Here is a 26,418-nt window from a genome sequence, read left to right as displayed (position 1 = left end):
CTCAGGCCGCCTCGCCGTCCAGGAAGAGGCGATAGGCCGGATTCTCGGTCTCGTCGGTGGCCGGGTAGCCCAACGCCTCGATCGCCGCATCGAACCGTGTGCGCTCGGCCGGCGGCACCGCGATGCCGGCGAGGACCCGGCCGTAATCGGCGCCGTGGTTGCGGTAGTGAAACAGGGTGATGTCGAAGCCGGGCCCCAGCGCGTCCAGGAACTTCATCAGCGCGCCCGGCCGCTCCGGGAACTGGAAGCGGAACAGCCGCTCATGCGCGACCCCAACGGCCCGGCCGCCGACCATGTAGCGGACATGGACCTTCGCCATCTCGTTGTCGCTCATGTCGAGCACGCGGTAGCCGGCCTCGCGCAGGTCGCCGATCAGCCCCTGCTTCTCGCGCTTGCCACCGGCGATGTTGATGCCCACGAAGATCTGCGCCTCGGAGCCCGGGGCGTGGCGGTAGTTGAACTCGGTGATCGCCCGCGGCCCGAGCGCCCTGATGAACGCCCGGTAGGCGCCGGGCTGCTCCGGGATGGAGACGCCGAGCAGGACCTCGCGCTGCTCGCCGATCTCCGCCCGCTCGGCGATATGGCGCAGGCGGTCGAAGTTGAGGTTCGCCCCCGACGAGATCGCGATCAGGGTGCCGTCGCCGCCCTCGCGCTCGGCGTAGAGCTTGGCCCCGGCGAGGCTCAGCGCCCCGGACGGCTCCGACACCGCCCGGGTGTCGTCGAAGATGTCCTTCACCGCCGCGCACATGGCGTCGGTGTCCACCGTGATGACTTCGTCGAGATGCTCCCGGCAGAGCCGGAAGGTCTCCTCGCCGGCTTGGCGCACGGCGACGCCGTCGGCGAACAGCCCGACCGAGGGCAGGCTGACCCGGGTGCCGGCGGCGAGCGCAGCCGCCATGCAGGCGGCATCCTCGGGCTCGACGCCGATCACCTTGGTGCCGGGCCGCAGGTACTTCACGAAGGTCGCGATCCCGGCGGCCAGCCCGCCGCCGCCCACCGGCACGAAGATCGCCTCGATCGGCCCGGTATGCTGCTCCAGGATCTCCTTGCCGATGGTCCCCTGGCCGGCGATGACCTCGGGATCGTCGAACGGGTGCAGGAAGGTCAGCCCCTGCTCGGCCTCCAGGATCTTGGCGTGGGCCAGGGCCTCGTCGAACGCGTCACCGTGCAGCACCACCTCGGCGCCGCGGGCCCGGCAGGCATCGACCTTGATCGACGGGGTGGTGCGCGGCATCACGATCACCGCCCGGGCCCCGAGCTTGGCCGACGCCAGCGCCACGCCCTGCGCATGGTTGCCCGCGGAGGCGCAGACCACGCCCCGGGCGATCTGGTCCGGGCTCAGGCCCGACATCTTGTTGTAGGCGCCGCGCAGCTTGAACGAGAAGACCGGCTGCAGGTCCTCGCGCTTGAGCAGCACGGGCCGGCCGAGCCGCTTCGTCATCCGGGGCATCGGATCGAGCGGGCTCTCGATCGCCACGTCGTAGACGCGGGCGGTCAGGATCTTGCGGATGTAGTCGGTCATGTTTTTGGGACTTCGGCGCGCGGCGCGGATGGGCCGAGATAGACCCTCGCGCGGCGAGATGCGAGCGGAGGCTCGCTCAGGTCAGAGGCCGGGCCCAGTCCTGGTGGCCGTAAAGGACGCGGACGATCAAGATGCCGGCCGCGTGCTCGACATACCCGACGACATGCGCGCGGTACGGATACAGCCGCACCGGAGGCACGAGGTCATCCCGGAAGAAGGCCAGCAGCGGGGTTCTTGGCGAACAGCGCCGTCAGCCCAGCGTAAGACCGCTCGGCTTGGTCGCGGCCGAAGGTGGCGGAACCAGACACCACCAACACCCAGCCGGTCAAAGATCTGACGGTCTTACCAGTTCGCACGCAGCAGCTGCGCGCGGGACATCCCGGTCAGGTCACCCCACCCGCTCCACGAGCGCCGCCACCCACACCAGCAGCGCCGCCATCTGGGCCATGAAGGTCCCGGCCGAGGCCAGATCCTTCACGGTGCCGATCATCGGGTGGTGGCCGGGGTGGACGTGGTCGCAGAGCTTCTCCACGGCGGTGTTGAGAAATTCGGCGGCCAGCATCAGCAGCAGGCTCACCATCAGGGCGACCCGGACCCAGAGGGTCGCGCCCAGCAGCAGGGCCACCGGCACGCCGAGCGCCAGCAGCACCAGCTCCTGCCGCACCGCGCGCTCGGTGCGGGCGCCGTGGCGCAGGCCGCGCCAGGAATTGAGGAAGGCGAGGACGAGGGCGTTCATCGGGCGGCGCCCTCCGGCACCGACCGGCTGATCCACTTGGCCAGAAGCGGCCCGGTCAGCAGCACCACGAACAGGCGCAGCGTCTGCACGGCCAGCACGAAGGACACGTCCGCCTTCGAGCCGACCGCGATGATCGCCACGGAATCGAGCCCGCCCGGGCTGGTGGCCAACACGGCGGTGAGCAGGTCGATCGGCAACAGGAAGGTCAGGCCCCAGCCCCAGGCGCCGCACAGGGCGATCACCGAGAAGGTCGCGGCCAGGATGCCGGGCAGGGCGGAAAAGGTCAGCCGCAGGGTTTCGCGGGTAAAGCGCAGGCCGACATAGATGCCGATGCAGGCATAGGCGAGTTCGAGGATCGGTGCCGGCAGGGACATCCGCACCAGGCCGCTGGCATGGAGCAGGCTGCCGAGCACCATCGGGCCGATCTGCGCGCCGGCCGGGACCCGGAGGGACAGGGCGACGCCGGCCCCGACCACCGCGACCGCCAGCGTCGCCAGCAGCGAGAGCGCTCCGGTCACCTCGGCCGCCCCGGCGGCGGCGCCCGGGACCGGCGCCTCCATCAGGAACCGGGCGGCCAGCGAGGCCGAGAACACCACGGCGGCGACCCGTACATACTGCATGAAGGCCACGAGCCGCGGATCGGCGCCGAAATCCTCGGCCATCGCCACCATGGCGGAGGCGCCGCCGGGGGAGGAACCCCAGGCCGCCGTGGTCCCGGGCAGCACCCGCAACCGCGTGAGGATCCAGCCGACGAGGCCGCTCGCCGCCACCGTCACCAGCACCACGGCGACGATCAGCGGCCCGTCCTCGAACAAGGTCTGGGCGATCTGCCCGGTCACGGCATGGGCCACCAGACAGCCGATCATCGCCTGCGCGGCGTTGAAGGCGAAGCGCGGCACGTGCAGGCGGGAGCCACCGACCCCGAAGGCGATCGCCGCGATCATCGGCCCGAGCAGGAGCGCGGCGGGGAACCCCGCGTGCAGCAGGCCGAGCGAGACGGCCGCCGACGCGACGGCGAGGGCGGCCCAAAGGCCGAGGCTGCGGGAGGAGGGCAAGGCGACCGGGGGCGGGTTCACCCGTACGGATTGCAGGGCGGAGGCCCGCTACACTGCAATATGGGCCCTGTCACGGCAAAGATTTTTGCAATGCCGATGTCGGGGCTGGCGAGCTACGGTCTTCACAGGGATCGTGGTGGCGCGTTTTTCTGAAGCGGAGGCATCTCGCGAGCGCAGGCTCGCCCCGGGGCCTCTTCCGCCCCCGCCCACATCCTGAGGCACCGGAGCGAAGCGGAGGCCCCCGGAATCGTCGGGGATCGCGCGGCAGGCTCCTCGGGATGGGCGGCCCGGACCGGCGATCGTCGGGGCCGATCCTACGGCCCCCGGCTGAGATCCGCGAAGGCCGCGTCGAGCCGGGTGCGCGCCTCCTTGAGCGCGGTGCGCCGATCCGCCAGCCAGGTCCGGTCGGCATCGAGCCGCGTCCGGGCGGCCGCCAGCATGCGTCGAACCTCCGGGGCTTGCGGTCCGCCGATCCCCTTCGCGGCGTCGATCATGCCGCGGGCCGACAGGGCGGCCCGGAACCGGGCCTCGTCCAGGGGCAGGTCGGGCTTAAGGCCCGAGCCGGCCGCGGCCTCCGCGTAGATCCGCTTCACCTCGGTGAACGGCAGGTCGGCTGGGCGCAGGTCGTGGCTGCGGCCGTAGCTCACCAGTTCGGAGGCGAAATGGTGCCCGAGCCGGAACGGCACGTCGGCCTCGCGCTGGAGCGTGTCGGCAAGCTCCGTGGTGGTGGAATAATCGGCCGCGACCTCGTCGGCGGCCCGTTCCCGGTCGATTACCAGCCCATCGAGGACCCGGGTCCAGCGCCGGCAGGTCTCGGCCGCCTCGGAGACGGTCCGACCTGGGGGCTCGGCCTGGTTGCGCTTGTAGTCCGGCATGCCGGAATCGACGTTGTGGGCCATGATGACGAAGGCCTGCGCGGCGCCGACCACGTCGCTTGCCTTCATGCGCAGGCTGTACAGCGCCACTGGGTTGCGCTTCTGCGGCATGATGCTGCTCGGCCCCGTCAGCGCACCCTCACGCAGCAGGATCCACGGCCGTGTTTGGTGGTACTGGGCGTAGAGGTCCTGCGCGAAGCTGCCGGCCGTGGTGGCGAGGTTGGCCGACAGGCCGGTCAGCTCCAGGCCGAGATCCATGGGCGCCAGCTGTCCGGCATCGTAGCTGTTCTCCACCGCCGCATCGAAGCCCAGCAGCCCGGCGAGGCGAACGCGATCGACCGGGAAACTCGACGTGCCGAGCGCCGCGGCCCCCAATGGCGAGAGGTTCACGCGCGCCCAGGTCTCGCGCAGGCGATCGCCGTCGCGGGCCAGCGCTCCCGCATAGCCGAGCAGGTAATGACCCAGCGTCGTCGGCTGGGCCTGCACGCCGTTGGTGTAGGCCGGGACGATCGTATCGGCTTCCCGCCCGGCGACATCCAGGAGGGCGGCGCGGGTCTTGTCCAGGGCTTCGGCGAGGTCGAGCAGCCGGTCGCGCTGGTCGAGCTTCAGCACGGTCGGGATGATGTCCTGACGGCTGCGGCCGGAATGCATCCGGGTGGCGTCCGGTCCGGCGATGGCGGTGATCAGCGGCTCGATCCGCAGGTAGTCGTCGGGCCGCTCGGCCCCCGGCCTGGCGGCATCCGCCGCGACCTGATCGAGCGCGCGGGCGATCCGCGCGCCGAGATCGCGCGGCACGATGCCGGCCTCTACAGTCATTACCAGGGAGGCGCGGTCGATGGCGTCGATGCGGGCGAAGCTGTCGTGCGGCTCGGCGCGGGCCGCCGCGGGGGCGAGGAGGGCGAAGAGGGTCGCGATCAGTCTGCGCCGCATGCACGTGCTCCAGGGGGTCGCCGTCTCGCGCCGGCCGAAGCATTCTGTCCGATCCGGCGGGTCTTCACACATCACATTGCGGATCGTGTGTGGAGCCGGTGCGGATTGGACGTTCCTCCGCGCGCTGGCGATACGGTCCGGCGGAGCAGCCCTCTGCGATATGAATCACCCCGGCATTTCGGGAGTGTGGCATCGAAAAACTGAGTTGCGACAAGACCATGCGCCGTCGGCGGATCTGGATCCCGGGCTCGCCTACGGCGCCCCGGGATGACGGGGCGGGTCAACGAACGGCCGTGCCTCAGAACCCAGATCCTCGAAACCTATGCCGCCCCATCCCGGCACGCAGCCGTGCCGGCCGGCGCATGCGCGCGGAAGAACGCCGCCAGGTTTGCCAGCCCAGGCGCGCGGGGATCGCTCGCCCGCCAAGCCAACGCGATGGTGCGGCCGGGCCCGTCGACGTCGAAGGCGCGCGTGACGGTCAAGCCGGTCGGATCGGGGCCGGCGGGCACGGCCAGCGCCGGCAGCAGGGTGTACCCGGTCCCCGCCGCCACCATCGAGCGGAGGGTCTCCAGGCTGGTGGCGTGGCGCCCCATGGAGGAACCGGCGCCGCAGGCCGCGATCGCCTGGTCGCGCAGGCAGTTGCCCTCGTCGAGCAGCAGCAGGTCCGGCCCGGCGATCTCCGTGGCCGACAGGGCGCCGCCGCGGGCCAGTGCATGCTCGGCCGGGCAGGCCAGCCAGAACGGCTCGACGAAGAGCGGCGCCACCGCCAGCCCGACCGGAGGCAGGGGCAGGGAGACCAGGGCGGCGTCGATGCGCCCGTCGCGCAGGCCCTCGACGATCTCGGCGGTGCGGGATTCCGACAGCGACAGTGTCAGCAGCGGGTATTGCTGGCGCAGCGGCCGCAGCACGAGCGGGAAGAAGTAGGGTCCCAGCGTCTGGATCGCCGCCAGCACCAGCCGCCCGGTGAGCGGCGAGCCGCGCCCCTCGGTCGCCAGCGCCAGGAGCCTCTGGGCCTCGGCCAGGACGACGCGCGATTGCCGGACAATCCCCTGTCCGGCCTCCGTGAGGAGGACACGGCGGTTCGAGCGCTCGAACAGGGTCACGCCCAGGGAGGCCTCGAGCTTGCGGACCTGGACGCTCAAGGTCGGCTGGCTGACGTTGCAGCGCTCAGCCGCCCGGCCGAAATGGCCCTCGTCGGCGATGGCCACCACATATTCCAGATCGCGCAGCGACAGGCCCGACAGGTTCATAGGCGGCGTCTATCACGGCGTTTGGGACGATGCATTAGCCAACGCCACATCGGAGGTCCATAACCTCGTCGGAACGGTTCCAGTCTGCTGCGGCGGCCCCATATGCCGATGACAGGCATCACGGAGAGATGAGACGCATGAGCGATCAACGCCCGATCCTGACTACACGCCAGGGCCATCCGGTCCGCGACAACCAGAGCACCCGGACGGTCGGCGAGCGCGGCCCGGCGACGCTCGAGAACTACCAGTTCATCGAGAAGATCACGCATTTCGACCGTGAGCGGATCCCGGAGCGCGTGGTCCATGCCCGCGGCGCCGGCGCCCACGGCTACTTCGAGGCCTACGGCAAGATCGGCAACGAGCCGGCCTCCAAGTACACCCGCGCCCGCGTGCTGAACGAGACCGGCGTGAAGACGCCGATGTTCGTGCGCTTCTCGACGGTGGCCGGCGCCAAGGAGAGCCCGGAGACCGAGCGCGACCCGCGCGGTTTCGCGGTGAAGTTCAAGACCGTCGACGGCAATTGGGACCTGGTCGGCAACAACCTGAAGGTGTTCTTCATCCGGGACGCGATCAAGTTCCCCGACATGATCCACGCCTTCAAGCCGGACCCGGTGACCAACCGCCAGGAAGCGTGGCGCTTCTTCGACTTCGTGGCCCAGCACCCCGAAGCGATCCACATGGTGACGCACCTCAAGTCGCCCTGGGGCATCCCGGCCAACTATCGCGAGATGGAGGGCTCCGGCGTCAACACCTACAAGCTGGTCAACGACCAGGGTGAGGCCGTGCTCTGCAAGTTCCATTGGGAGCCGAAGCAGGGCGTGCGCAACCTGACCTCCGCGCAGGCCGCGGAGATCCAGGGCAAGGACGTCGGCCACGCGACCCGCGACCTCTACGACAACATCAAGGCTGGCAACTTCCCGGAGTGGGAGTTCTGCGTGCAGATCATGCCGGACGGCCCGAACGACCACCTGTCGTTCGATCCGCTGGACGACACGAAGCTGTGGCCGGTGGACCAGTTCCCGCTGCTGCCGGTGGGCCGCATGGTGCTGGATCGGGTGCCGGACAACTTCTTCGCCGAGGTCGAGCAGTCGGCGTTCGGCACCGGCGTCCTGGTCGACGGCATCGACTTCTCGGACGACAAGATGCTGCAGGGCCGGACGCTGTCCTACTCGGACACGCAGCGCTACCGCGTCGGCGCCAACTACCTCCAGCTGCCGATCAACGCGCCGCAGCCGGGCGTGAAGGTCTACTCGAACCAGCGGGACGGCCAGATGACCTATGGGGTCGACGGGACCGGACCGAACAAGCACATCAACTACGAGCCCTCGACGCTCTCCGAGGGCCTGCGCGAGGCCCCGAAGCCGGCCAAGGACTATCACCAGCCGGTGGACGGCAAGCTCGGCCGCTATCAGACCTCGCGCACCGAGGACGACTACACCCAGGCCGGAGTCCGGTACCGCTCGTTCCAGGACTGGGAGCGTGAGGACCTGATCGCCAATCTCGTGGGCGACATGAAGCAGTGCCCGGAAGCCATCCAGTTGCGGATGGTCTGGCACTTCTGGCACGCCGACGAAGATTACGGCCGCCGCGTCGCCGAGGGTGCGGGCATCGATCTGGAGAAGGCCAAGGCCCTGCCGCCGCTGCCGGGTCGCGCCGCCCCGGGCAAGCGCCTGCAGTCCGAGACCTACACGGACGGCTCGCAGGCCCACCGGGTCGCCGCCGAGTAGTTTTGCAGGTCGCATCGAGCCGACCCTGAGCGAATGAAGGCCCCGCGGGCGAGAACCCGCGGGGCCTTTCTCTTGGCCTCGACCCAAAGCGCGATCCGCGCTCAAGGGCAGGCGCGCCGGACGTAGCCCTTGCCGATATAGGTCTGCGTGATCGGATCGTAGGTCGTGAAGCGGCGGGCACAGGCCGCGACGGCCGCGGAGAGGTCGGCCGGGTCGTCCGCCTCGACGACGGGCGGGACATCGGCGGGCGCCTCGTCGACCGGAGCCGCGTAGGCCGGGGGCGCATAGATCGGAGGCGTGTCGACATAGCCGCCGTCGAAGAGCGGGTCGCCGTAGCCGCCCCACAGGCCACCGAGCCCGAAGCCGAGGCCCAGGCCCAGCCCCAGGCCGCCGAGTCCGTAACCGTAAGCGCCCCCGTAGCCGCCGCGCCAGTGCCGGCGAAATCCGGGATGCCGGATAGCCGAGCCGGGGCCGCGCCCGCCGAATCCGGGGCCCGGCCGCACCGGTCCGAGTGGTCGCCCCAACGCTCCGGTCCGCGGCCCGATCGCGCCACCCCGGTAGCCGCCACCGAACCCGCGCGCCTCCGCAGCTGTCGCCAACACGGCGAGCACCGTCATGGCGGCAGCAGCCAGCCGAATCCCGGAGCGTTCGATACCTGGCATGCCGTCCACCCAGCGCGTGACGCCGGCCGAAAGGACGGGCGCCCGAGTCGCAATACTCTGCGTAATCGAGCGGCGACGGACCCGTCCGTCAAGGAGGTTCCGGCGGATGCGCTCAGGCGCTGCGCGCGGGATCCGAGCTGTTGAGCACGGTCACCGGTTGGAGTGGCGTGCGTGCGGCCTCCGGCGCGGCGGCGCTGACCTTGCGATCGCGGCCGGCGGCCTGGCCGACCAGAATCGCGGCGACCGCGATCGTGACGAACAGCCCTCCGGCGAGACCCCAACCGCCGGTCGCCTCGTGGGCGAGCCCGAACGCGAGGGGCCCGAGGCAGGCGCCGGTATAGCCGATGCCCTGCGCCATGGCGGAGAGGCCGGCCGCGCTGGCGGCATCGGCGGAGCGCAGGACGATCAGGGTCAGCCCCAGGCCGAAGCAGCCGCCGATGCCGAAGCCGAGGACGCAGGCCGCCGGGATCCGCAGGGTCTCGGGTCCGAAGGCCAGCGCTAGGAACGCCGCCGCGGTGAGCCCCGGGATCGCGACGATCCAGGCGCGCTGGTCCCGCGCGCGGGCTGCCAGCATGGCGGTGATCAGCGCACCGGGCGCCTGAACCAAGGTCATCAGCGATGCGTAGAGGCCGGCATCCAGGGCTGAGAGGCCGCGCGCCTGGAGCAGCAGCGGCAGCCAGCCGAACAGCGTGTAGGCCAGGGAGGATTGCAGGCCCATGAAGCCCGTGACCCACCAGGCCAGCGGGTCGCGCAGAAGCCGCCCGGCAGAGGGCGCCCGGGTCGAGGCCGTGCGGCGGGCGAAGGGAATCCACAGGAAGGCCGCCACCAGGGCCGGCAGCGCCCAGACCGCGAGCGCCGAGGGCCAGCCGCCGCCGAGGGCGTGCTCCACGGGGACCGCCGCGCCCGCGCCGGCCGCAGCGCCGAGGCACAGGGTCATGGTGTAGAGGCCGGTCATCAGCCCGCCGCTGCCGGAGAAGTCGCGCTTGACCAGGGCCGGCAGCAGCACGTTGTCGAGGCCGATCCCGATGGCGGCGAGCGCCGTCCCGGCGAACAACGGCACGAGGCCGCCGAGGCCCCGAAGCGTCAGGCCCGCGGCCAGGATCGTGGCGCCTACCAGCACGGCGAGGTCGGGCCCGATCCGGCGGATCAGCGGCGCCGCCAGCGCGCAGGCGATGCCGAGGCACAGGACCGGCAGGGTGGTGAGGATTGCCGCGCCGCCGGCGCTGAGCCCGGTGCTCTCCCGGATCGTCGCCAGCAGCGGCCCGATCGTGCTGAGCGCCGGGCGCAGGTTGAACGCCACCAGCATCAGCGCGAGGCCGAGGAGGATCCGGCCCGGAGCCGTGCGCTCGGGGCTCATGCCCGCAGCCGGGCGGTGAGGGCGCCACTCAGGCAGGCGGCGAGCATCAACGCGAAGGCGGCGTCCCCGAACCGGCCATACAGGGTACCGCCCACGATGCGGGCGGGCAGATCGGCATCGAGCCAGGTTTCCGTGTCGAGTGTCGTCTGCGCGACGACGCGGCCGTGCGGGTCGATCACAGCGGAGATTCCGGTGTTGGCATCGCGCACCAGCGGCAGTCCTTCCTCCACGGCACGCAGCCGAGCCTGGGCCAGATGCTGGCGGGGCCCGGGCGTATCGCCGAACCAAGCATCGTTCGTGACGTTCAGGATCAGCCCGGGCGGACGCGGTACCGAGGCGGCCGTCGCCGGCAGGATCGCGTGCGGGAAGATCGCCTCGTAGCAGATCGTCGCCGCCACCGGGGGCAGGCCCGGCACCGTCAGGATCCGCTGGGCCGCGAGGGTGCCGGCGGAGAAGCCCCCGGGAATCGCCACGAACTGGCGCAGTCCCAACGCCCGGAGCGCCGCATCGAGGGGCGCCGGCAGGTACTCGCCGAACGGGACGAGATGGACCTTGTCGTAGCTGTCGGACATCTTGCCGTCCGGCCCGATCACCATCACGGCGTTGAAGTAGCGCAGGCGTTCGCCGGGTAGCGGTTCCTCCGCCCGGGCCGCCCCGGTGATCAGGTGCTGCCCGGGCTTGAGGCCGGCCGCGACCTTCGCCAGGGCGTCGGGATCGCGCTGGATCAGGAACGGGAAGGCCGATTCCGGCCAGACGATATGGGTCGGCTCGGGCTCGCCCCCCTCGGTCGGGCGCTGACTCAGCTCGATGTAGCGGTCGACGATGTCGGCACGGTTCTCGGGCCTGAACTTGGCGTCCTGCGGCAGGTTCGGCTGGACGAGGCGCAGGCGGACGCCCGTCACCACCGGGTCGGGCGGGCCGAGTTGCACGGCCCCGTAGAGCGCCATCCCGACGAGGACGATCGCGGCGGCCGCGCTCGGGCCGAACCGGCTGCGCGGGTGCGAGCCCGTGGCCAGGGTCGCGGGCGCGGCGCAGATCAGGACCGCCAGGATGGTCAGGCCATAGAGGCCGATCGCGGCGCCCCATTGCAGCGTCCAGACGTTCTGGGCGAGCGCCATCCCGAGGGTGTTCCAGGGGAAACCCGTGAACAGGTGGCCGCGCAGCCACTCGGCCGCGCCGACCCCGAACGCCAGGGCGGCGATCCGGGCCGGGCCGCGAGCCCAGAGCAGGCCGGCGGTGCCGAACCCGGCGCCGTAGAACAGGCCCAGAGCGAAGGGTAGGCCGATGACGCCGAGCGGCATCGCCCACAGGAACTCGTCGGCTTCCACCAGGAAGGCCTGGCCGAGCCACCACAGGCCGGCGGTGAGGTAGCCGAAGCCCCAGGCCCAGCCGATCAGGAAGCAGGGCCAGAGTCGCCGCAGCGCAGTCCGCTCCGCAGCCGCACCGTCGATGAGCCAGACCGCCACCGAGAGGGACACGGCCAGGGCTGGCAGGAACCCATAGGGCGGCATCGCCAGGGCGCCCACCGCACCGGCGAGCCAGGCCAGCCCGAGCCGCCGCCAACCGGTCAGCCGGGTGATCGCCAGCAGGAAGCCCGGGGACGGACGGCCCATGGGACCCCTCGGAGCGGCCGAGTCCCGGGCATGCCGCGCGGTCAGGACCGCCACGCAGCACCCGTCACGCGAAGATCCTCATGGATGCGGCGTCTCGGGAGCCGGCGTCGGGGTCGGTGGCGGCAGGGCGAGCGGCACCACGGTGCTGATCCGCGCCGGACCCTTGTGGAAGCGCAGGCGCTTCAGGCGCCGGGGGTCGGCGTCGAGCACCTCGAATTCGAGGTCGCCCGGACCGACGATCAGCTCGCCACGGGACGGGACCCGGCCGGCCAGGGTGACGATCATGCCGCCCAGGGTGTCGATCTCCTCGGCCATGTCTCCGACCGCTGCGACGAGGTCGACCCCGGTGGCCTCGGAGACCTCGGCCAGGGGCGTGCGGGCGTCGGCCACGAACACGTCGTCCTCGCCGTCGACCCGCTGGACCTGCTTGGCCTCGGCGACGTCGTGCTCGTCCTCGATATCGCCGACCACGACCTCGATCAGATCCTCGATGGAGATCAGCCCGTCGGTGCCGCCATACTCGTCGATGACGAGCGCCATGTGGGTGCGTGTCGCCTGCATCCGCACCAGCAGGTCGATGGCCGGCATGGAGGGCGGCACGAACAGAACGGGCCGCTGGATGCGGGCGGCAGCCAGCGTCGTGCTGAGATCGACCTTGCCGAGATCCAGCGCCCGGGGCAGCCGAACCGGCGGCCGTCGGGCCGGCCGCGGGACCACAACAGTCGGATCGGCCACGACCTCGCCCTCGGCGGCCAGGGGAGGCCGGGCCGCAGCCGCGGCGACGCTGCGCCGGGTCGGCTCGGCCTTGGCGGCGATGTGATCGACGAGGTCGCGGATGTGAACCATGCCGCGGGGGTCGTCCAGCGTCTCGCCGTAGACTGGCAGGCGGGAATGGCCGGCGTTGCGGAACAGCTTGAGCAGATCGCCGATGTTGGTGTCGTTCGAGACCGCGACGATGTCGGCCCGGGGGACCATCACGTCGTCGACCCGCACCTTGTGCAGGCCGAGCACGTTCTTGAGCATCACCCGCTCGAGGGGGGTGAGACCGCTCTCGCCGGCATCGGGCTCGGCGAGCGCCTCCTCAAGGCCCTCACGCAGCGAATCGCGCGGCTTGAGGTGGAGCGCCTGAAGCAGGCGGTCGTACCAAGGCTCCCGGGTCTGGGATTCGCCCTCGGTGGAACTGGGCGCGGCCAGGGCCGCGCCGCGACTTCGATCGTTGCTCATGTCTCTCGGATCTGGGGGCGGTGGGGAATCGGCCGCTCAGGCATAGGGATCTGGGATGCCCAACGTCGCGAGGGCCGCGACTTCGAGCGCCTCCATGGCCTCGGCCTCGGCCTCGCCGTTCTCGTGGTCCTGACCGAGACAATGCAGGGTGCCATGGACGAGGAGGTGCGCGAGGTGATTCTGGAGCGGCTTCGACTGCTCGGCACTCTCGCGCACAAGGGTCTCGTAGGCAAGGACCACGTCGCCGAGCGGCAGCGCTGCGCCCGCATGCCGGGGCTGCGGAGCCGCCGGGAAGGACAGCACGTTGGTGGGCTTGTCCTTTCCGCGCCAGGTGCGGTTGAGCTCCTGGACGGTGACGTCGTCGGTCAGCATGACGCTGACTTCCACGGGTCCGTCCGGCGGCGCGGGCGCAGCCGCCAGCCCCGCCTCGACGGCGCGGGTGACGAGCGATTCGAGCTCCGGGATCGCGGCTTCCCAGCGATCGTCCTCGATCGCGACGTCGATGTCGTGCGGCGTACTCACGCCAGGGGCCGGCGCCGGGGGTTGGGATTGCGGTCGGCATCGCCGTCGCCGTAGGTGGCGCGCTCGTAGGCGGTGACGATCCGGCGCACGAGGTCGTGGCGGACCACGTCCACGTCCTTGAAGGTCACCCGGCCGATGCCCTCCACGCCGTCGAGCACGTTCACCGCCTCCACGAGCCCGGACTTCTGGCCCGGCGGCAGGTCGACCTGGCTGGGGTCGCCGGTGATGATCATGCGCGAGCCCTCGCCGAGGCGGGTCAGGAACATCTTCATCTGCATGGAGGTGGTGTTCTGCGCCTCGTCGAGGAGCACCACGGCGTTGGTGAGCGTCCGCCCGCGCATGAAGGCCAGCGGTGCAATCTCGATGATGCCGGTTTGGAGGCCGCGGTCCACGTGGCGCGCCTCCATGAAGTCGTAGAGGGCGTCGTAGATCGGGCGCAGGTACGGATCGACCTTGTCGCGCATGTCGCCGGGCAGGAAGCCCAGGCGCTCGCCGGCCTCGACCGCCGGGCGCGACAGGATCAGCCGCTCGGCGTGGCCCTGCTCGAGCAGCGACACGGCGTGGCCGACGGCGAGCCAGGTCTTGCCGGTTCCGGCCGGACCTTCCGCGAAGACCAGCTCGTTGGTCCGCAGCAGCTTGATGTACTGGTCCTGCGCCTGGTTGCGCGCCCGTACCGCGCCGCGGCGGCGGGTGGCGATCTGCTCGAAATGCGGCGTGTCGGCCTCGGCGGCGATCGCCTCGGCGGGGAACAGGCTCGCCTGCGCGGTGGCCTCGCGGATCGCACCGTCGACATCGCCCAGCGTCAGGGTGCTGCCGCCGGTCCGCACCCGGGCGTAGAGCTTGAGGAACACCCGCCGCGCCTTCTCGGCGGCGTCGGGCGACCCCTTGATGACGAGGTGGTTGCCGAGCGCCGTGGCGGTGACGTCGAGCCGGCGCTCGATATGGGCGACGTTCTGATCGTATTGACCGAAGACGAGGCTCGCGAGGCGGTTGTCGTCGAAGGTCAGCGGCACCTCCACCGCTTCCTCCGATTCGGCCGGCCGCGCCGCCGGCCCGCGACCCCGCAGGGGGCCGCGCACGCCAGACCCGTCCGACGCGCTCAACCTGTGATCCTCACCGCCATCCCCATCGCTTCGATCCTCACGCCGCCACAGCCTCGGAAGCCAGTTGCCCGAACAGGCTGTTCGTCCCGGCCCGGACGATCCGGACCGGCACGATCGACCCGATATGGTGGAGCGGGGCGTCGAACTGCACAGCCAGCAGGTGCGGCGTCTTGCCCGCGAGCTGCCCCGGAAGCCGGCCGGCCTTCTCGACCAGGACGTCGAACACCTGTCCGACCGCCGCCCGTTGGTAGGCGTAGCGCTGCTCGTCGAGGAGCGCCTGAAGCTCGGCGAGCCGCGCCGCCATCACGGGTTCGGGCACCCCATCGTCGCGCTCGGCGGCCGGCGTGCCGGGGCGGGGGCTGTACTTGAACGAGAACGCGCTCTCGAACCCGATCTCGCGCACCAACCGCAGGGTGTCGGCGAAGTCGGCGTCGGTCTCGCCCGGGAAGCCGACGATGAAATCGGAAGACAGGGCGACGTCCGGCCGGGCGGCGCGCACCCGGCCGATCAGGCGCCGGTACTGGTCGCCGGTGTGCTTGCGGTTCATGGCCGCAAGGATCCGGTCCGAGCCCGACTGAACCGGGAGGTGCAGGTACGGCATCAGCGCCGGCACCTCGCCATGGGCCCGCACGAGCGCGTCGTCGAAATCGTTCGGGTGGCTCGTCGTGTAGCGGACCCGGGCGAGGCCCGGGATCTTTGCGACGGCCCGGATGAGGTCGGCGAGCCCGACCGGGGCACCGTCCGGGCCCAGGCCGTGATAGCCGTTGACGTTCTGGCCGATCAGCGTGACCTCGCGGGCGCCCCCCTGCGCCAAAGTCTCCGCTTCGGCCAGCACCGCAGCGACGGGACGCGAGACCTCGGCGCCGCGGGTGTAGGGCACCACGCAGAAGGCGCAGAACTTGTCGCAGCCTTCCTGCACGGTGAGGAAGGCCGTCGGCGCGGAGCTGCGGCGCCGGGGCAAGTGCGCGAACTTGTGCTCGACCGGGAATTCGGTGTCGACCACCCGGCGCTCGCGGGAGCGGGCCAGGAGGTCCGGCAGGCGATGGTAGCTCTGCGGGCCGACCACCACGTCCACCGCGGGCTGGCGCGTCTGGATCTCGGCGCCCTCGGCCTGGGCGACGCAGCCGGCGACGACGATGCGGGTATCGAGGCCGCGGGCCTGCCGCTCGCCCTTCAGGACGCGCAGGCGGCCGAGTTCGGAATAGACCTTCTCGGCAGCCTTCTCGCGGATGTGGCAGGTGTTGAGGACGACGACGTCGGCCTCCTCCACCGAATCGGTCGGCGCATATCCTTCAGCGCCCAGCACGTCGGCCATGCGGGCCGCGTCGTAGGCGTTCATCTGGCAACCGTAGGATTTGACGAAGGCCTTCTTCAACGCGTGCCGCCCCAAAAACCGTCCGCTCGTCCATCGTCCCGGGCCGATCCTGCGCGGACCGGCGGGCGGGAGCCTGTAGCACGGATCGCACGGGCCGTCGCGACACCCACGGCAGGACGGGGTTGCCGAAAGGCGCGCCCTTTGGCGGGGTTCGGGCCCAAGGTCCTCGAGGCACCAGGGCCGTGCCCTGGACCCGCAAAAGGTCACGGACCTTTCAAGATCCAGGTTCTGGCGCGTAGGGCAGGGGAGGCGGCGGGGCGTGCCCGCCGCCTCGTTGTCAGTGGGCTGCGGCCGCGGCCGGGACGTCGATGACCATCTGCTGGAAGAACGGCACGTAGGCCTGGAGCATCACGAACAGGCCGACCAGGCAGGCGAGCGCGATCGAGTGCCAGAACACGAAGCGCAGGATCTTGCCCTCCTGGCCGAAATAGCCGGTGGCCGTGGAGGCGACGACGATCGACTGGGCGTCGATCATCTTGCCCATCACGCCGCCCGACGAGTTCGCCGCCGCCATCAGCACGCCCGAGAGGCCGAGTTGCTCGGCGGTGATCCGCTGCAATCCGCCGAACAGGACGTTCGAGGCCGTGTCCGACCCGGTCAGCGCGACGCCCAGCCAGCCGAGCAGGGTGCCGAAGAACGGGTACAGGATGCCGGTGCCCGCGAAGGCGAGCCCTAGCGTGGCGTCGACGCCGGCGTAGCGGGTGAGCACGCCCAGCGCCAGCATCGCCGCGATGGTGATCAGCGAGAACCGCAGCGCCCAGATGGTCTCGACATAGGCCGTGACCAGGCGGACCGGCGAGAACCGCATGATCAGACCGGAGATGAGCGCCGCGATCAGCACCCCGGTCCCGGTGTAGGACATGTAGGTGAACAGGAAGACCGCGCCCTCGGGCACCGGCTTGGACACCACCGGCGGCACCTTCATGATCGCGTTGTGCAGGCCGGGCACCTCGTATTTCCAGGTGAAGAGCGGGTTCACGATGCCCTTGAACCAGCCCGTGCCCCAGATCGCCACCACCACCGAGAGAATGATCCACGGCAGCCAGGCCAGCAGGATCTCGCGCTGCGAGGCCGTGCGCGTGCCGGTGTGGACCGGAGGCGTGCCCGGAACGCCGGCGCCCAGCGGCGACGGACGCGGGGTGGCCAGCGCCAGGGACGGGTCGTGACCGCGCAGGGCCGGGGAGGTCCAGATCTCCCGCGGCTGCCAGACCTTGAGGAAGAGCACGAGGGCGAGCATCGAGGCGATCGAGGCGCCGATGTCGACGATCCACGGATTGACGTAGTTCGAGATCAGGAACTGCGCGGTCGCGAACGATCCGGCGCAGACCAGGATCGGCGGCCAGACCCGGACCATGCCGCGGAAGCCCGCGAACACCAAGATCAGCCAGAACGGCACGATCAGCGAGAACAGCGGAAGCTGCCGCCCGATCATGGCGCCGAGGATCTCGGGAGGGTAGCCGGTGACCGAGGCCAGGCCCTGGATCGGCGCGCCGAGCGCCCCGAAGGCCACGGGCGCCGTGTTGGCGATCAGCGACAGGCCCGAAGCCGCCAGCGGCGAGAAGCCCAGGCCGATCAGGATCGCCCCGGTAACCGCCACCGGCGTGCCGAAGCCGCCCGCGCCCTCGAAGAAGGCGCCGAACGCGAAGGCCACCAGGAGCAGCTGCAACCGCCGGTCGGCCGTGATGCCGGCCACCGATTGCTGCAGCACCGAGAACCAGCCCTTCTCCACCGTCAGCCGGTAGAGGAAGATGACGTTGAGGATGATCCACCCGATCGGGAAGAAGCCCGTGACCATGCCGAGGATCGCGGCCCGGGACGCGAGCCCGGCCGGCATGCCGAAGCCCACGATTGCGACCAGCAGGGCGAGGCCCAGGGCGATGACTGCCGCGATGTGGGCCTTCACGCGCCCGCTGGCGATCATGGCGAGGAGGGCGATGACCGGCACGGAGGCCGCCAGCGTCGAGAGCCAGGGGCTCCCGAACGGATCGTAGACTTGGTTCCAGGGTTGCAAGGGGCGTCCTCCGATACCCCAACTTCAGGGGTTTCGGCCCACCTATCAGAGGCTCACCAGACCCTCAACAGATATGCATCATGTATTCATTGGGTGGTTCTACCGGGATATGGCGTTCGCGGGTCGGATCTATCCAAGCGGTGATCGCGCGCGGCGGAGCAACTCAGGACCTGTAGGCGACGGAGGGACGTGGCGCCTCCGCGGGCTGCTTCGCCGCCCGTGCGATCACGGGAAACCGCATCGTGATGGCCCGGTCCGGGGTTCCGAAAGACCTTACACCGCCGCGATCTCGGGGCCGCCGAGGTCGAGCCCCGGCGAGGCCGGCCGAGGCCCGGGCGCCGGCCTGATTTCGCCCCGACCGGTGGCGATCCCCTGAAGCGCGGCCCGGACCTCGGCCTCCGCGGCCGCGGTCGCGGCCTTGCGATCGGTCGTCGCCTCGAAGGCGATCGGCTGGCCCCAGGCCACATGGACGTCGATCGGCCCGCCGTTGACGAAGGCCGCGAGATGCGGCGCCAGCTCCATGTCGCCGTACCAAGCGATCTCGGAACGTTCGGAGCGCACCACCGGGAGGCCGTTGCGTCGGGGATAGGCGATGGCCATCGGCTGGAGGCGCACGCGGCCGCGTCCGGCCTCCCCCCGCAGGGCCGCCCGCGCCGCCCCGACCAGCGCGGAGCGGAACGGCAGGAGCCGGTTGCCGTCGCCGGTGGTGCCCTCGGCGAACAGCACGACCAGCTCGCCCCCGGCCAAGCGGTGGCCCATCGTGGCGCTCACCGTGGCGGTCGCGCCCCGCCGCTGCCGGTCGATGTAGATCGTGCGCTGCAGGGCCGCGAGCAGGCTGATCACCGGCCAGCCGGCGATCTCAGACTTCGCGACGAACGAGAGTGGGCGCAGCGACCCGATCACCACGATATCGAGCCACGACACGTGGTTGGCCAGGACCAGGGCGGCCTCGCCGGAATCCGGTGGCGTCCCCGACTGCGTCACCCGGACGGAGAACAGCCACAGGAAGGTGCGGTGGAACAGCAGCGGCGCCACGGTCGAGCGTCGGCCGAGCAGCCGCATCGCGACCCAGTGCGGCGGGCCCAGCACCAGGAAGGCGAGGGCGAGGACCGCGACCCGTATGGTGAGGCCGGCGCGGCTCACGCCGTCACAGGTCGGCGCTCATGGTCAGCGCGGTCGCCCGGCTGCCGTCGGCCTTGAGGTAGTAGCCGGTGCGCTCGCCGACCTTCCGGAACCCGTGGCGGGCGTAGAGCTTGAGCGCCGGCACGTTGCCCTCGTCGACCTCCAGATGCACCCGGGCGACCCCGGAATGCGCCAGGCTCGACAGGTGATCGCGCAGGAGCCGGCGGCTATGGCCGCCGCCGCGCAGCGTCGGGGACAGCACGACGGTGAGGATCTCGGCCTCGTCGGCCGCGCGGCGCGACAGGACGAACCCCTGGAGCGTCCCGGTCCGCCACAGGGCATGCGCCTGCGTGGAGCGCTCGCACAGCATGCGCTCGAATTCGTGGGCCTCCCAGGGCCGGGCGAACGCCGTGGCGTGGAGCCGGGCCAGGGTTGGGGCCTGCGCGGCGTCGGCCAGCGGAGTGACGTAGGGCTGCGGCGTGAGGGCATCCCACCACGCGGCCCACCAGTCGAGCGGCCAGAACGGGATGGGACGCGTCATTGCCGCGCGATCCTCGCGTGATCCTGAGGCCGCGCATCGGCCCCGCGGAGGTAGAGCGGCCGCGGCAGGGCCTGGGCCGGGTCGGCCACGAGACCGAGCGACGCCACGGCGGTGATGTCGGGGGCACCGAGACCGGCGACCCGCGCGCTCACGCCGCGGGCGGCCAGGGCCGCCGCCACCAGGGGCGCCCCGGAGCCGGTGAGCACCACGGGGCCGGCGCCCAGCCGTTCCGCGGCCACCTCCACCGACAGATGGGCCGGGGCCAGCCCGTCGTTCGGACCGAGGGCTTGGACGTAGACGGCACCGTGCCGGGCATCGACCACAGCGGCGATCGTGCCCTCGACGGACTCCGCCAGCAGCGGCGCCAGCAGGGCCGAGAGCGTGCCGACGCCGACCACGGGCTTGCCGGTGGCGAGCCCGATCGCCCGGGCCGCCGAGAGGCCGACCCGCAGACCGGTGTAGCTGCCGGGCCCAACCGTGACGGCGATCCGGTCGATCGCCTCGAAGCCGCCCTCGACGCGGGCGATCACCCGCTCGACCAGCGGCAGCAGGGCTTCCGCGTGGCCGCGCAGCATGGGCAGCGACTCGGCCGAGAGCGGCGCGTCGGCATCGTCCGAGGCGACGCAGGCGGCGCACAGGTCCAGCGCTGTGTCGATGGCTAGGATACGCACGCCCACTCCCGAATGCCGGATCGGACCGACGACCGCGCCCATTCGGTCCCGAAGAGCGCGAACACCCCAGGACCTCGTCCAGGATACCGATATCCTCGACGAGGTCCTAGCATTCTGGTGTGCATCGTCGTGTCCCGAAAGCCGGCAACCACCTTTCGGGACGAAGCTTCAGCGTTAGAACAAAACCACCGGCTCGTCAGCGCGGGTCGCCGGCCAGAACCGCGTTGACGGTGGAGTGTTGCCGGCTTGCGCCGGTCGGCCCCCCGGTGAGAACCTCATCCGGCGCGGACGGCGGAGAGGAAGCTTCGCACCTCGACGTTGAGCTGCTCGGACTGCCCGGTCAGCACCGAGGCGGAGGCCAGCACCAGGTTGGCCGCCGACCCGGTCGCCTCCGAGGCCCGTGCCACATCGACGATGTTGTGCGTGACCGCGCCGGTGCCGGTGGCGGCCTGGGCGACGTTGCGCACGATCTCTTGGGTCGCGGCGCCCTGCTCCTCCACCGCGGCGGCGATGCTCGTCGCCACGCCGCTGATCTCCCGGATCAGGCCCGTGATCGAGCCGATCGCCGAGGCCGCCTGGCCGGTGGCTCCCTGGACCCGGTCGATCTGTGCGGCGATCTCGTCGGTGGCCTTGGCGGTCTGCTCGGCCAGTTCCTTCACCTCGGCAGCGACCACCGCGAAGCCGCGTCCCGCCTCGCCGGCGCGGGCCGCCTCGATGGTGGCGTTGAGCGCCAGCAGGTTGGTCTGGCTGGCGATCGACGCGATCAGCCCGACCACGTCGCCGATCCGCGCGACGGCACCGCTCAGGTCCTGCATCAGCGCACCGGTCTGGTCGGCCTCACCCACCGCGCGCTGGGCCAGATCGGCCGACCCTTCGACCTGCCGGCCGATCTCGGAGATCGAGACGCCGAGTTCCTCGGCGGCCGCAGCCACGGTGTTGACGTTGGCGGCAGCCTCCTCGGCCGCGGACGCCACATGGGTGGTCTGGCCGGCAGTCCGGGTTGCGGTGGAGGTCATGGTCTGCGCGGTGGCCTGAAGCTCCGTGGCCGAGGACGAGACCTGGCCGACGATACCGCCGACCGCCTCCTCGAAATGGTCGGCCAGATCGACCATCGCGCGCCGCCGCTCCGCGGCCGTGGCTGCGTCCGCCGTCCGCTTGAACTCGGCCTCCGCGGCGGCCTTCTGCACGACCATGGCCTTGATAGCCTCGACGGCCCGTCCGACCGTACCGATCTCGTCACCCCGGCGGGCTTCCACGATCTCCGCCTCGATCTCGCCCTTCGCCATGCGCTGGAGCACCGCGACCAGGCGACCGAGGGGCCGCGTGATGCCGATCGTCGAGACCAGCAGGGAGCAGAGGATGCCGACCAGCATGCCGAGCGCGCCGAAGCCGATCAGTTTCCAGCGCGTGGCGTTGGTCTCGTCGGTAAGGTCGCGGGAGCGCTTGCGCATGTAGTCCTCGATCGCGTCGCCGAGCTTGGTCCCTTCGACCCCGAGGGACACGAAGATCGGCTCGCTCTTCTCGTGGGCCTGCTTCAGCGCGGCGCTGACCTCGCCCGAGATGGCGAGGCGCCGCGCCTCCGACGCCTCGGCCACGAACCGCGCGGTGCGATCACGCTGGGCCTGGATCAAGTCGTTGAAGGCCGGCACCTGCTGCGCGAGAACGGACAAGGTCTTGTCGGCCTGCCCGATGATGCTCTCGAACTGCGTGCCCGCCTGGCGGATCTGCTCGGGATCGGTCTCGGCGATCGTCCGGTACAGGAGGTAGTTCATGGTGTTGTGCAGGCGATTGGTCCGCCGCACGTTCGACACCGCCTTCGCCTCCCGGGCAATCAGGCTCGTGTAGACCTCGTCGATCATCGTCATCCGGGACTCTGCGAACCAGATGCAGCCGCCCACGATCACCGCGATGATCAGATTGATTGCGAGCAGCTTGGTGGCGATGTTCGTGCGGCTGAGAAGGTTCATGCGAATCCCCGGAAAACCGTGGGACACGAGAGATAGGATGAAACCTTGCGTCAAGATCTTCGATAGAGATCTGAAGCGACGCTCATAACAATTGCACAGATCGTCTTCGATTAAACATTAAACCACAAAGCGGGTTATGGAATATAGATATTGAATCTATGCGGGGCATCAAGCCAGAAAGATGCCGCCAGTATTATCATCAAACGATTTACCGTACCGACATCCAGCACGTTACGATCTGTCGATCGGCGTAGGATACGCTTGGACGAGCCGACGGCTCTGACACCGACGCGGGCCGGCCAGACCGAGGGATGCCAAAGAAAACGCCGGCGGCTCGCGGCCGCCGGCGCTGGTCGCGGCGTGAACGTCGGCGTGAGATCAGATCGCCTGAACCTCGCGGATCTCCGGCAGGAAGTGCCGGAACAGGTTTTGCACGCCGTGGCGCAGGGTGGCGGTGGAGGAGGGGCAGCCCGAGCAGGCGCCCTTCATCTCCAGGTAGACGACACCCTCCTTGTAGCCGCGGAAGGTGATGTCGCCGCCGTCGCCGGCCACCGCCGGGCGGACACGCGTCTCGAGCAAATCCTTGATCGTCACGACCGTATCGTGGTCGGCGGCGTCGTAGAACTCTTCCTCGCCGTCCTGGTTGTCGAGGCCGCCTTCGGCCATCACGGGGACGCCGGACTGGAAGTGCTCCATGATCGCGCCGAGCACGGCGGGCTTCACCTGGGCCCATTCCGAGCCGTCCTCCGCCTTGGTGACGGAGACGAAGTCGTGGCCGAAGTAGACGCCCGCGACGCCGGGAACGTCGAACAGCGCGGAGGCGAGGGGCGAACGGCCGGCGGTCTCGGCGTCCCGGGCCTCGAACGTGGATTCGGGCAGGACGACGCGGCCGGGGAGGAACTTGAGGGTCGCCGGGTTCGGCGTGGCTTCGGTCTGGATGAACATTGTCGGCGAACTCCGCTGCGCCGGTTCAAGGCCGGCCGGGACAGGCACCGTGAGGCACCGCCTTCCATGTGGACCGGCGGGTGGATTTTCTCAACCGGGCCCGGGCGCCTGGAGAGTGGACATTCGCGCGACGCCCCTTCAGGACAGGCGCGAACGGGATGCTGACGGAGCCGGCGGTGGATGTAACGGGGGATGCGATGCTCGCGCAGGAGTTGCTGAACGACCTGCGTGCGGCGCAGGCCAAGCTGGAGGCCGCGCGCGAGGATGCAGCCTCGCTCAAGGTTCTGCTCGCCCTGCGGACGCACCAGCACGACCTGGCCTGGCAGGAGGCGCAACGCCTCACGGCCGAGCTTGAGAACGCCCGCACCCGGTCGAGCGACCTTGAGACCGAGCGCGCCGAGGGTCAGGCCGGCGCAGCCTCCGCGGCCGAGGCGGACGAGCGCACCGAGGCCGTCCGCACGGTGCTGGGCGCCGTGCTCGACAGCATCGGCAGCCGTGCCCTCGACCGACGCCGCTTCCAGGAGATCATCGCGCGGGCCGGGCGCGAGGCGCCGACCGACGGCCCCGGGGCGGCCCGGCACGCCGTGCTGCTGACCGAGGCGCGGCGGGTTCTGGGCATCCCAGGCTAGCGCGCGCCGCGGAAGGGGTCACCGGTTCGGAGCAAGCGCCGCCGCGAGCCGATCGTCGTCGCCGAGTTCGCGATCGAAAACGGATCTCGGGCAGCCGACCGCCCACCCGGCAGGGTTAACCGCGCTTTAACCACACGCTCGCATCGTCGATCCCGGGACGGACAGGAGATCGAACGCATGCAGATCAGCGAGCAGCACGTGCGCGAATGCGCCTATTACATCTGGGAGAGGGAAGGCCGGATTCACGGTCATGCCGTCGCCCATTGGATGCGCGCCGAAGCCGAGCTGCGCGCCGGCGTGGTGCTGGCGGACGGCAAGGCCCGCGCGGCCGCCCCGGTCGCCGTGAAGGCCCAGACCGCCAAGGTCGCCGCGCCGAAGGCCGCGTCCGCTAAACCTGCCGCCGCCAAGGCCGCCGCTCCGAAGGCTCCGGCGAAGGCCGCCGCCAAGACCGCGACGCCCAAGGTCGCCCTGGCCAAGCCGGTCGCCGCGAAGACCGCCAAGGCTTCGAAGGCTGCCGTGACCGCCGGACTCGCCGCGAAGGCCAAGCCGGCCCGCGCTCCGGCCTCGATGCACTGAGCCGACGGCGCGTTGCGGCGCCATCGAACCACGTGTCGCACACCACCCGTGCGCTCCGGCTTTTCAGGAGCCCGCCCCTCCACCGAGGGGCGGGCTCCTGCCGTTTCCGCCCTCCGGAACAGGCCGGCTCCGGCATCGTTGTCCGGCCTGACGCATACGCCGTGCGCCGTAAGGAGGGGCCGCGATGCGCGCCGTGATCTTCGATATCGACGGGACCCTGCTCGACAGCGTCGACCTGCATGCCCGCGCCTGGGTCGAGGCGTTCGCCCATTTCGGCGTCGAGACCGACGAGGCGAAGGTTCGCAGTCAGATCGGCAAGGGCGGCGACGAGCTCATGCCGGAATTCCTGCCGGCCGAGCGGATCGCGCGCGAGGGCGAGGAGATTGAGGGCTTCCGGTCGGATCTCTTCAAGAAAAAGTATCTTCCGGAGGTCCGGCCGTTTCCGGCAGTCCGGCCGCTGTTCGAGCGGCTTCGTGAGGCCGGTCTGAAGATCGCGCTGGCCTCTTCGGGCAAGGGGCCCGAAGTCGAGCGCTATCAGGAGATCCTCGGCATCGCCGACCTCGTCGACGTCGCCACCAGCTCCGACGACGCGGATCGCTCGAAGCCGCATCCCGATATCTTCGAGGCCGCGGTGAAGAAGCTCGACGGTCTCGGCAAAGACGAGATGATCGTGATCGGCGACACACCCTATGACGCGGAGGCGGCGTCGAAGGCCGGCCTACGCACCGTAGGCCTGCTGTGCGGTGGTTTTCCGGAGGCCGACCTGTCGGCTGCGGGCTGTATCGCGATCTATCGCGACCCGCAGGATCTCCTCGACGGTTTCGATTCCTCCCCGCTCGCGATGGGATGAACTGCGACGGAAGCAAGGGAAATCGTCGGGGCGGCCCAAGCCCTCCACGGTTTCCCGCATCCGGTGTTGCAGTGCAGTAACGGAGCGTGATGCCGGCTACGTAAAAGTGCGAATGGGGCTGGCGCGGTGGGGCGGGAAGGCGTAGCCACCCGGCCGCCATCTGGAACGTCTCCACGCACGAGCCCCGCGCATGCCCCAGACTCACCAGTCAAGCCCCGCACCGCGCTTCGTGCCGGTGGCCAAGCCCCTGCCGGAGCAGATCGCCGAGGCGATCGCCTGTCGGTCGACCCCGCTCAGCCATCTGCTGCGCCTGATGTCGGCACTCAACGCGGAAGGCGGCGACGAAGCCCTGCGTCATGAACTCCGGGCGCGGATCGGAGCACCGCTCGACGCCTGAACCCGGCGCGTCCCCGGCGGCGCGTCAGCGCCGCCTGTGATGATGCTTGCGTTTGCCCGTGCGCTTCGGCGGCTGGACGGCAGCCTGGGTCGTGCGGGCCATGCAGGCAAAGTAGATCTGCCGGCCGATATCCTCCAACTCCAGTCCCTGGGGATTGGGTGCGGAGAAAACCTTCGCACGCGCCTCGTTGCGGCAGGCCGCGTCTTCCGGGCTGCGGATCGGCGGCTCGGCCCGGGCTGCCTCACCACCGAGGATCGTCGTCAGAACCACAGCCGAAACCCATACGGGAATCCGCATCCTGGCTTGAATACTCAACATACCGGAGCGTGTTCCTCGCTGGACAGAAACGCCGAGATAGTGCGGATCGTCCTCCCGTGAAGCTTCGTCAGACTGCTGGTTCCGGCGAGATGGCCGTCAGGCAGCACCGCCTGTGCGTCGGGCGCAGTCTGCGCCCGACGTGTCAGGGCACGACCCACAGGCAGCGGCTGGATCCCGTAATCGTCATGCACTCGTAGGGTGCGCCACCGATCAGCGCCCGCTGCTCCACAGGGCCGATTTCCCCGCGTGGGATCCGGCGGCATCCCGGCTCCGGCGCCTCACGGGCCGGCCCGCTGGCGGCATCGATCCGGCGTGTGGCGATCAGCGTATCGCAGGCCGTGACCGTGGATGGATCCTGCGCGGCGGCATAATCCGATCCCAAGAGGACGAACGGCAGCGCCGCCAACAGGGTTCGAGACCGCATCGCTTCCTCGCCATTC

General features: G+C 70.5%; 25 protein-coding genes. 5 read left to right on the top strand and 20 right to left on the bottom strand.

What is annotated here, in order from left to right; genetic code table 11:
* Position 1: 1 nt before the first annotated feature.
* The 5 genes from ilvA to AC0IY0_RS10065 all read right to left on the bottom strand — a co-directional run bounded on the left by ilvA (position 2) and on the right by AC0IY0_RS10065 (position 6,368).
* Positions 2-1,582 (bottom strand): threonine ammonia-lyase, biosynthetic, encoded by a 1,581-nt coding sequence (gene ilvA, locus AC0IY0_RS10085; protein WP_471763727.1) that lies wholly within the window; start codon positions 1,580-1,582, stop codon positions 2-4.
* Positions 1,583-1,910: 328 nt separating this feature from the next.
* Entirely contained in the window at positions 1,911-2,258 is a 348-nt protein-coding gene (locus tag AC0IY0_RS10080) for a diacylglycerol kinase (protein ID WP_147854338.1), read from the bottom strand.
* Complete coding sequence (locus tag AC0IY0_RS10075) at positions 2,255-3,313, bottom strand: AbrB family transcriptional regulator (protein ID WP_147938122.1); 1,059 nt, start codon at positions 3,311-3,313, stop codon at positions 2,255-2,257. The genes AC0IY0_RS10080 and AC0IY0_RS10075 overlap by 4 nt, the downstream gene beginning before the upstream one ends.
* Positions 3,314-3,627: 314 nt before the next feature.
* Complete coding sequence (locus tag AC0IY0_RS10070; protein WP_471763718.1) at positions 3,628-5,118, bottom strand: argininosuccinate lyase; 1,491 nt, start codon at positions 5,116-5,118, stop codon at positions 3,628-3,630.
* 320 nt (positions 5,119-5,438) lie between these two features.
* Positions 5,439-6,368 carry a LysR substrate-binding domain-containing protein gene (locus AC0IY0_RS10065; RefSeq protein ID WP_147905683.1) on the bottom strand — a complete coding sequence of 310 codons (930 nt, stop codon included), beginning with the start codon at positions 6,366-6,368 and terminating at the stop codon, positions 5,439-5,441.
* A gap of 137 nt (positions 6,369-6,505) precedes the next feature.
* Here AC0IY0_RS10065 and AC0IY0_RS10060 point away from each other — a divergent pair, with 137 nt between their 5' ends.
* Complete coding sequence (locus AC0IY0_RS10060; protein ID WP_461231044.1) at positions 6,506-8,095, top strand: catalase; 1,590 nt, start codon at positions 6,506-6,508, stop codon at positions 8,093-8,095.
* Positions 8,096-8,196: 101 nt separating this feature from the next.
* On the opposite strand, the gene AC0IY0_RS10055 is transcribed toward AC0IY0_RS10060, so the two are convergent.
* The 13 genes from AC0IY0_RS10055 to AC0IY0_RS09995 all read right to left on the bottom strand — a co-directional run bounded on the left by AC0IY0_RS10055 (position 8,197) and on the right by AC0IY0_RS09995 (position 23,208).
* Positions 8,197-8,757, bottom strand: a complete 561-nt coding sequence (locus AC0IY0_RS10055) for a BA14K family protein (protein WP_471763717.1) — start codon at positions 8,755-8,757, stop codon at positions 8,197-8,199.
* A 112-nt stretch (positions 8,758-8,869) separates the two neighbouring features.
* Positions 8,870-10,114 (bottom strand): CynX/NimT family MFS transporter, encoded by a 1,245-nt coding sequence (locus tag AC0IY0_RS10050; RefSeq protein WP_471763716.1) that lies wholly within the window; start codon positions 10,112-10,114, stop codon positions 8,870-8,872.
* Positions 10,111-11,727: an apolipoprotein N-acyltransferase gene (gene lnt / locus AC0IY0_RS10045; RefSeq protein ID WP_471763715.1), complete on the bottom strand. Its 1,617-nt coding sequence runs from the start codon at positions 11,725-11,727 to the stop codon at positions 10,111-10,113. Before lnt ends, AC0IY0_RS10050 begins: the two co-directional genes overlap by 4 nt.
* Positions 11,728-11,805: 78 nt before the next feature.
* Positions 11,806-12,951, bottom strand: a complete 1,146-nt coding sequence (locus AC0IY0_RS10040) for a hemolysin family protein (protein ID WP_147938043.1) — start codon at positions 12,949-12,951, stop codon at positions 11,806-11,808.
* A 36-nt stretch (positions 12,952-12,987) separates the two neighbouring features.
* Complete coding sequence (ybeY, locus tag AC0IY0_RS10035) at positions 12,988-13,473, bottom strand: rRNA maturation RNase YbeY (RefSeq protein WP_147905689.1); 486 nt, start codon at positions 13,471-13,473, stop codon at positions 12,988-12,990.
* Positions 13,470-14,576, bottom strand: a complete 1,107-nt coding sequence (locus AC0IY0_RS10030) for a PhoH family protein (protein ID WP_471763714.1) — start codon at positions 14,574-14,576, stop codon at positions 13,470-13,472. Before AC0IY0_RS10030 ends, ybeY begins: the two co-directional genes overlap by 4 nt.
* A 37-nt stretch (positions 14,577-14,613) precedes the next feature.
* Complete coding sequence (miaB, locus tag AC0IY0_RS10025) at positions 14,614-15,951, bottom strand: tRNA (N6-isopentenyl adenosine(37)-C2)-methylthiotransferase MiaB (RefSeq protein ID WP_419829522.1); 1,338 nt, start codon at positions 15,949-15,951, stop codon at positions 14,614-14,616.
* Positions 15,952-16,228: 277 nt separating this feature from the next.
* Complete coding sequence (locus AC0IY0_RS10020; RefSeq protein ID WP_471763713.1) at positions 16,229-17,962, bottom strand: L-lactate permease; 1,734 nt, start codon at positions 17,960-17,962, stop codon at positions 16,229-16,231.
* Between the two features lie 273 nt (positions 17,963-18,235).
* Complete coding sequence (locus AC0IY0_RS10015) at positions 18,236-19,105, bottom strand: lysophospholipid acyltransferase family protein (RefSeq protein ID WP_461231048.1); 870 nt, start codon at positions 19,103-19,105, stop codon at positions 18,236-18,238.
* 4 nt (positions 19,106-19,109) lie between these two features.
* Positions 19,110-19,625 carry a GNAT family N-acetyltransferase gene (locus AC0IY0_RS10010; RefSeq protein WP_147938047.1) on the bottom strand — a complete coding sequence of 172 codons (516 nt, stop codon included), beginning with the start codon at positions 19,623-19,625 and terminating at the stop codon, positions 19,110-19,112.
* A complete protein-coding gene (gene tsaB, locus AC0IY0_RS10005) occupies positions 19,622-20,296 on the bottom strand; it encodes a tRNA (adenosine(37)-N6)-threonylcarbamoyltransferase complex dimerization subunit type 1 TsaB (protein ID WP_147905695.1) in 675 nt (224 codons plus the stop codon). Before tsaB ends, AC0IY0_RS10010 begins: the two co-directional genes overlap by 4 nt.
* A 275-nt stretch (positions 20,297-20,571) precedes the next feature.
* Positions 20,572-22,263, bottom strand: coding sequence for a methyl-accepting chemotaxis protein (locus AC0IY0_RS10000; protein WP_471763712.1), 1,692 nt, complete (start codon positions 22,261-22,263; stop codon positions 20,572-20,574).
* Positions 22,264-22,641: 378 nt separating this feature from the next.
* Positions 22,642-23,208, bottom strand: coding sequence for a NifU family protein (locus AC0IY0_RS09995; RefSeq protein WP_147905697.1), 567 nt, complete (start codon positions 23,206-23,208; stop codon positions 22,642-22,644).
* Positions 23,209-23,366: 158 nt separating this feature from the next.
* Between AC0IY0_RS09995 and AC0IY0_RS09990 the strand changes: the two genes are divergently transcribed.
* The 4 genes from AC0IY0_RS09990 (at position 23,367) to AC0IY0_RS09975 (ending at position 25,660) form a co-directional block, all read left to right on the top strand.
* Positions 23,367-23,837, top strand: coding sequence for an atp-dependent helicase (locus tag AC0IY0_RS09990; protein ID WP_471763711.1), 471 nt, complete (start codon positions 23,367-23,369; stop codon positions 23,835-23,837).
* Between the two features lie 177 nt (positions 23,838-24,014).
* A complete protein-coding gene (locus tag AC0IY0_RS09985; RefSeq protein WP_147905699.1) occupies positions 24,015-24,413 on the top strand; it encodes a DUF2934 domain-containing protein in 399 nt (132 codons plus the stop codon).
* A gap of 184 nt (positions 24,414-24,597) precedes the next feature.
* On the top strand, positions 24,598-25,263 hold the full coding sequence (locus tag AC0IY0_RS09980; RefSeq protein ID WP_147905700.1) for an HAD family hydrolase: 666 nt from the start codon (positions 24,598-24,600) through the stop codon (positions 25,261-25,263).
* 190 nt (positions 25,264-25,453) lie between these two features.
* Positions 25,454-25,660: a hypothetical protein gene (locus tag AC0IY0_RS09975; protein ID WP_147905701.1), complete on the top strand. Its 207-nt coding sequence runs from the start codon at positions 25,454-25,456 to the stop codon at positions 25,658-25,660.
* A gap of 24 nt (positions 25,661-25,684) precedes the next feature.
* On the opposite strand, the gene AC0IY0_RS09970 is transcribed toward AC0IY0_RS09975, so the two are convergent.
* Positions 25,685-25,978, bottom strand: coding sequence for a hypothetical protein (locus tag AC0IY0_RS09970; protein WP_147905702.1), 294 nt, complete (start codon positions 25,976-25,978; stop codon positions 25,685-25,687).
* Between the two features lie 142 nt (positions 25,979-26,120).
* Positions 26,121-26,402 (bottom strand): hypothetical protein, encoded by a 282-nt coding sequence (locus tag AC0IY0_RS09965; RefSeq protein ID WP_147905703.1) that lies wholly within the window; start codon positions 26,400-26,402, stop codon positions 26,121-26,123.
* Between the last annotated feature and the right edge of the window lie 16 nt (positions 26,403-26,418).

This window comes from Methylobacterium sp. AC315, assembly GCF_979253755.1.
This window is presented reverse-complemented; position numbering and strand designations above follow the sequence as displayed.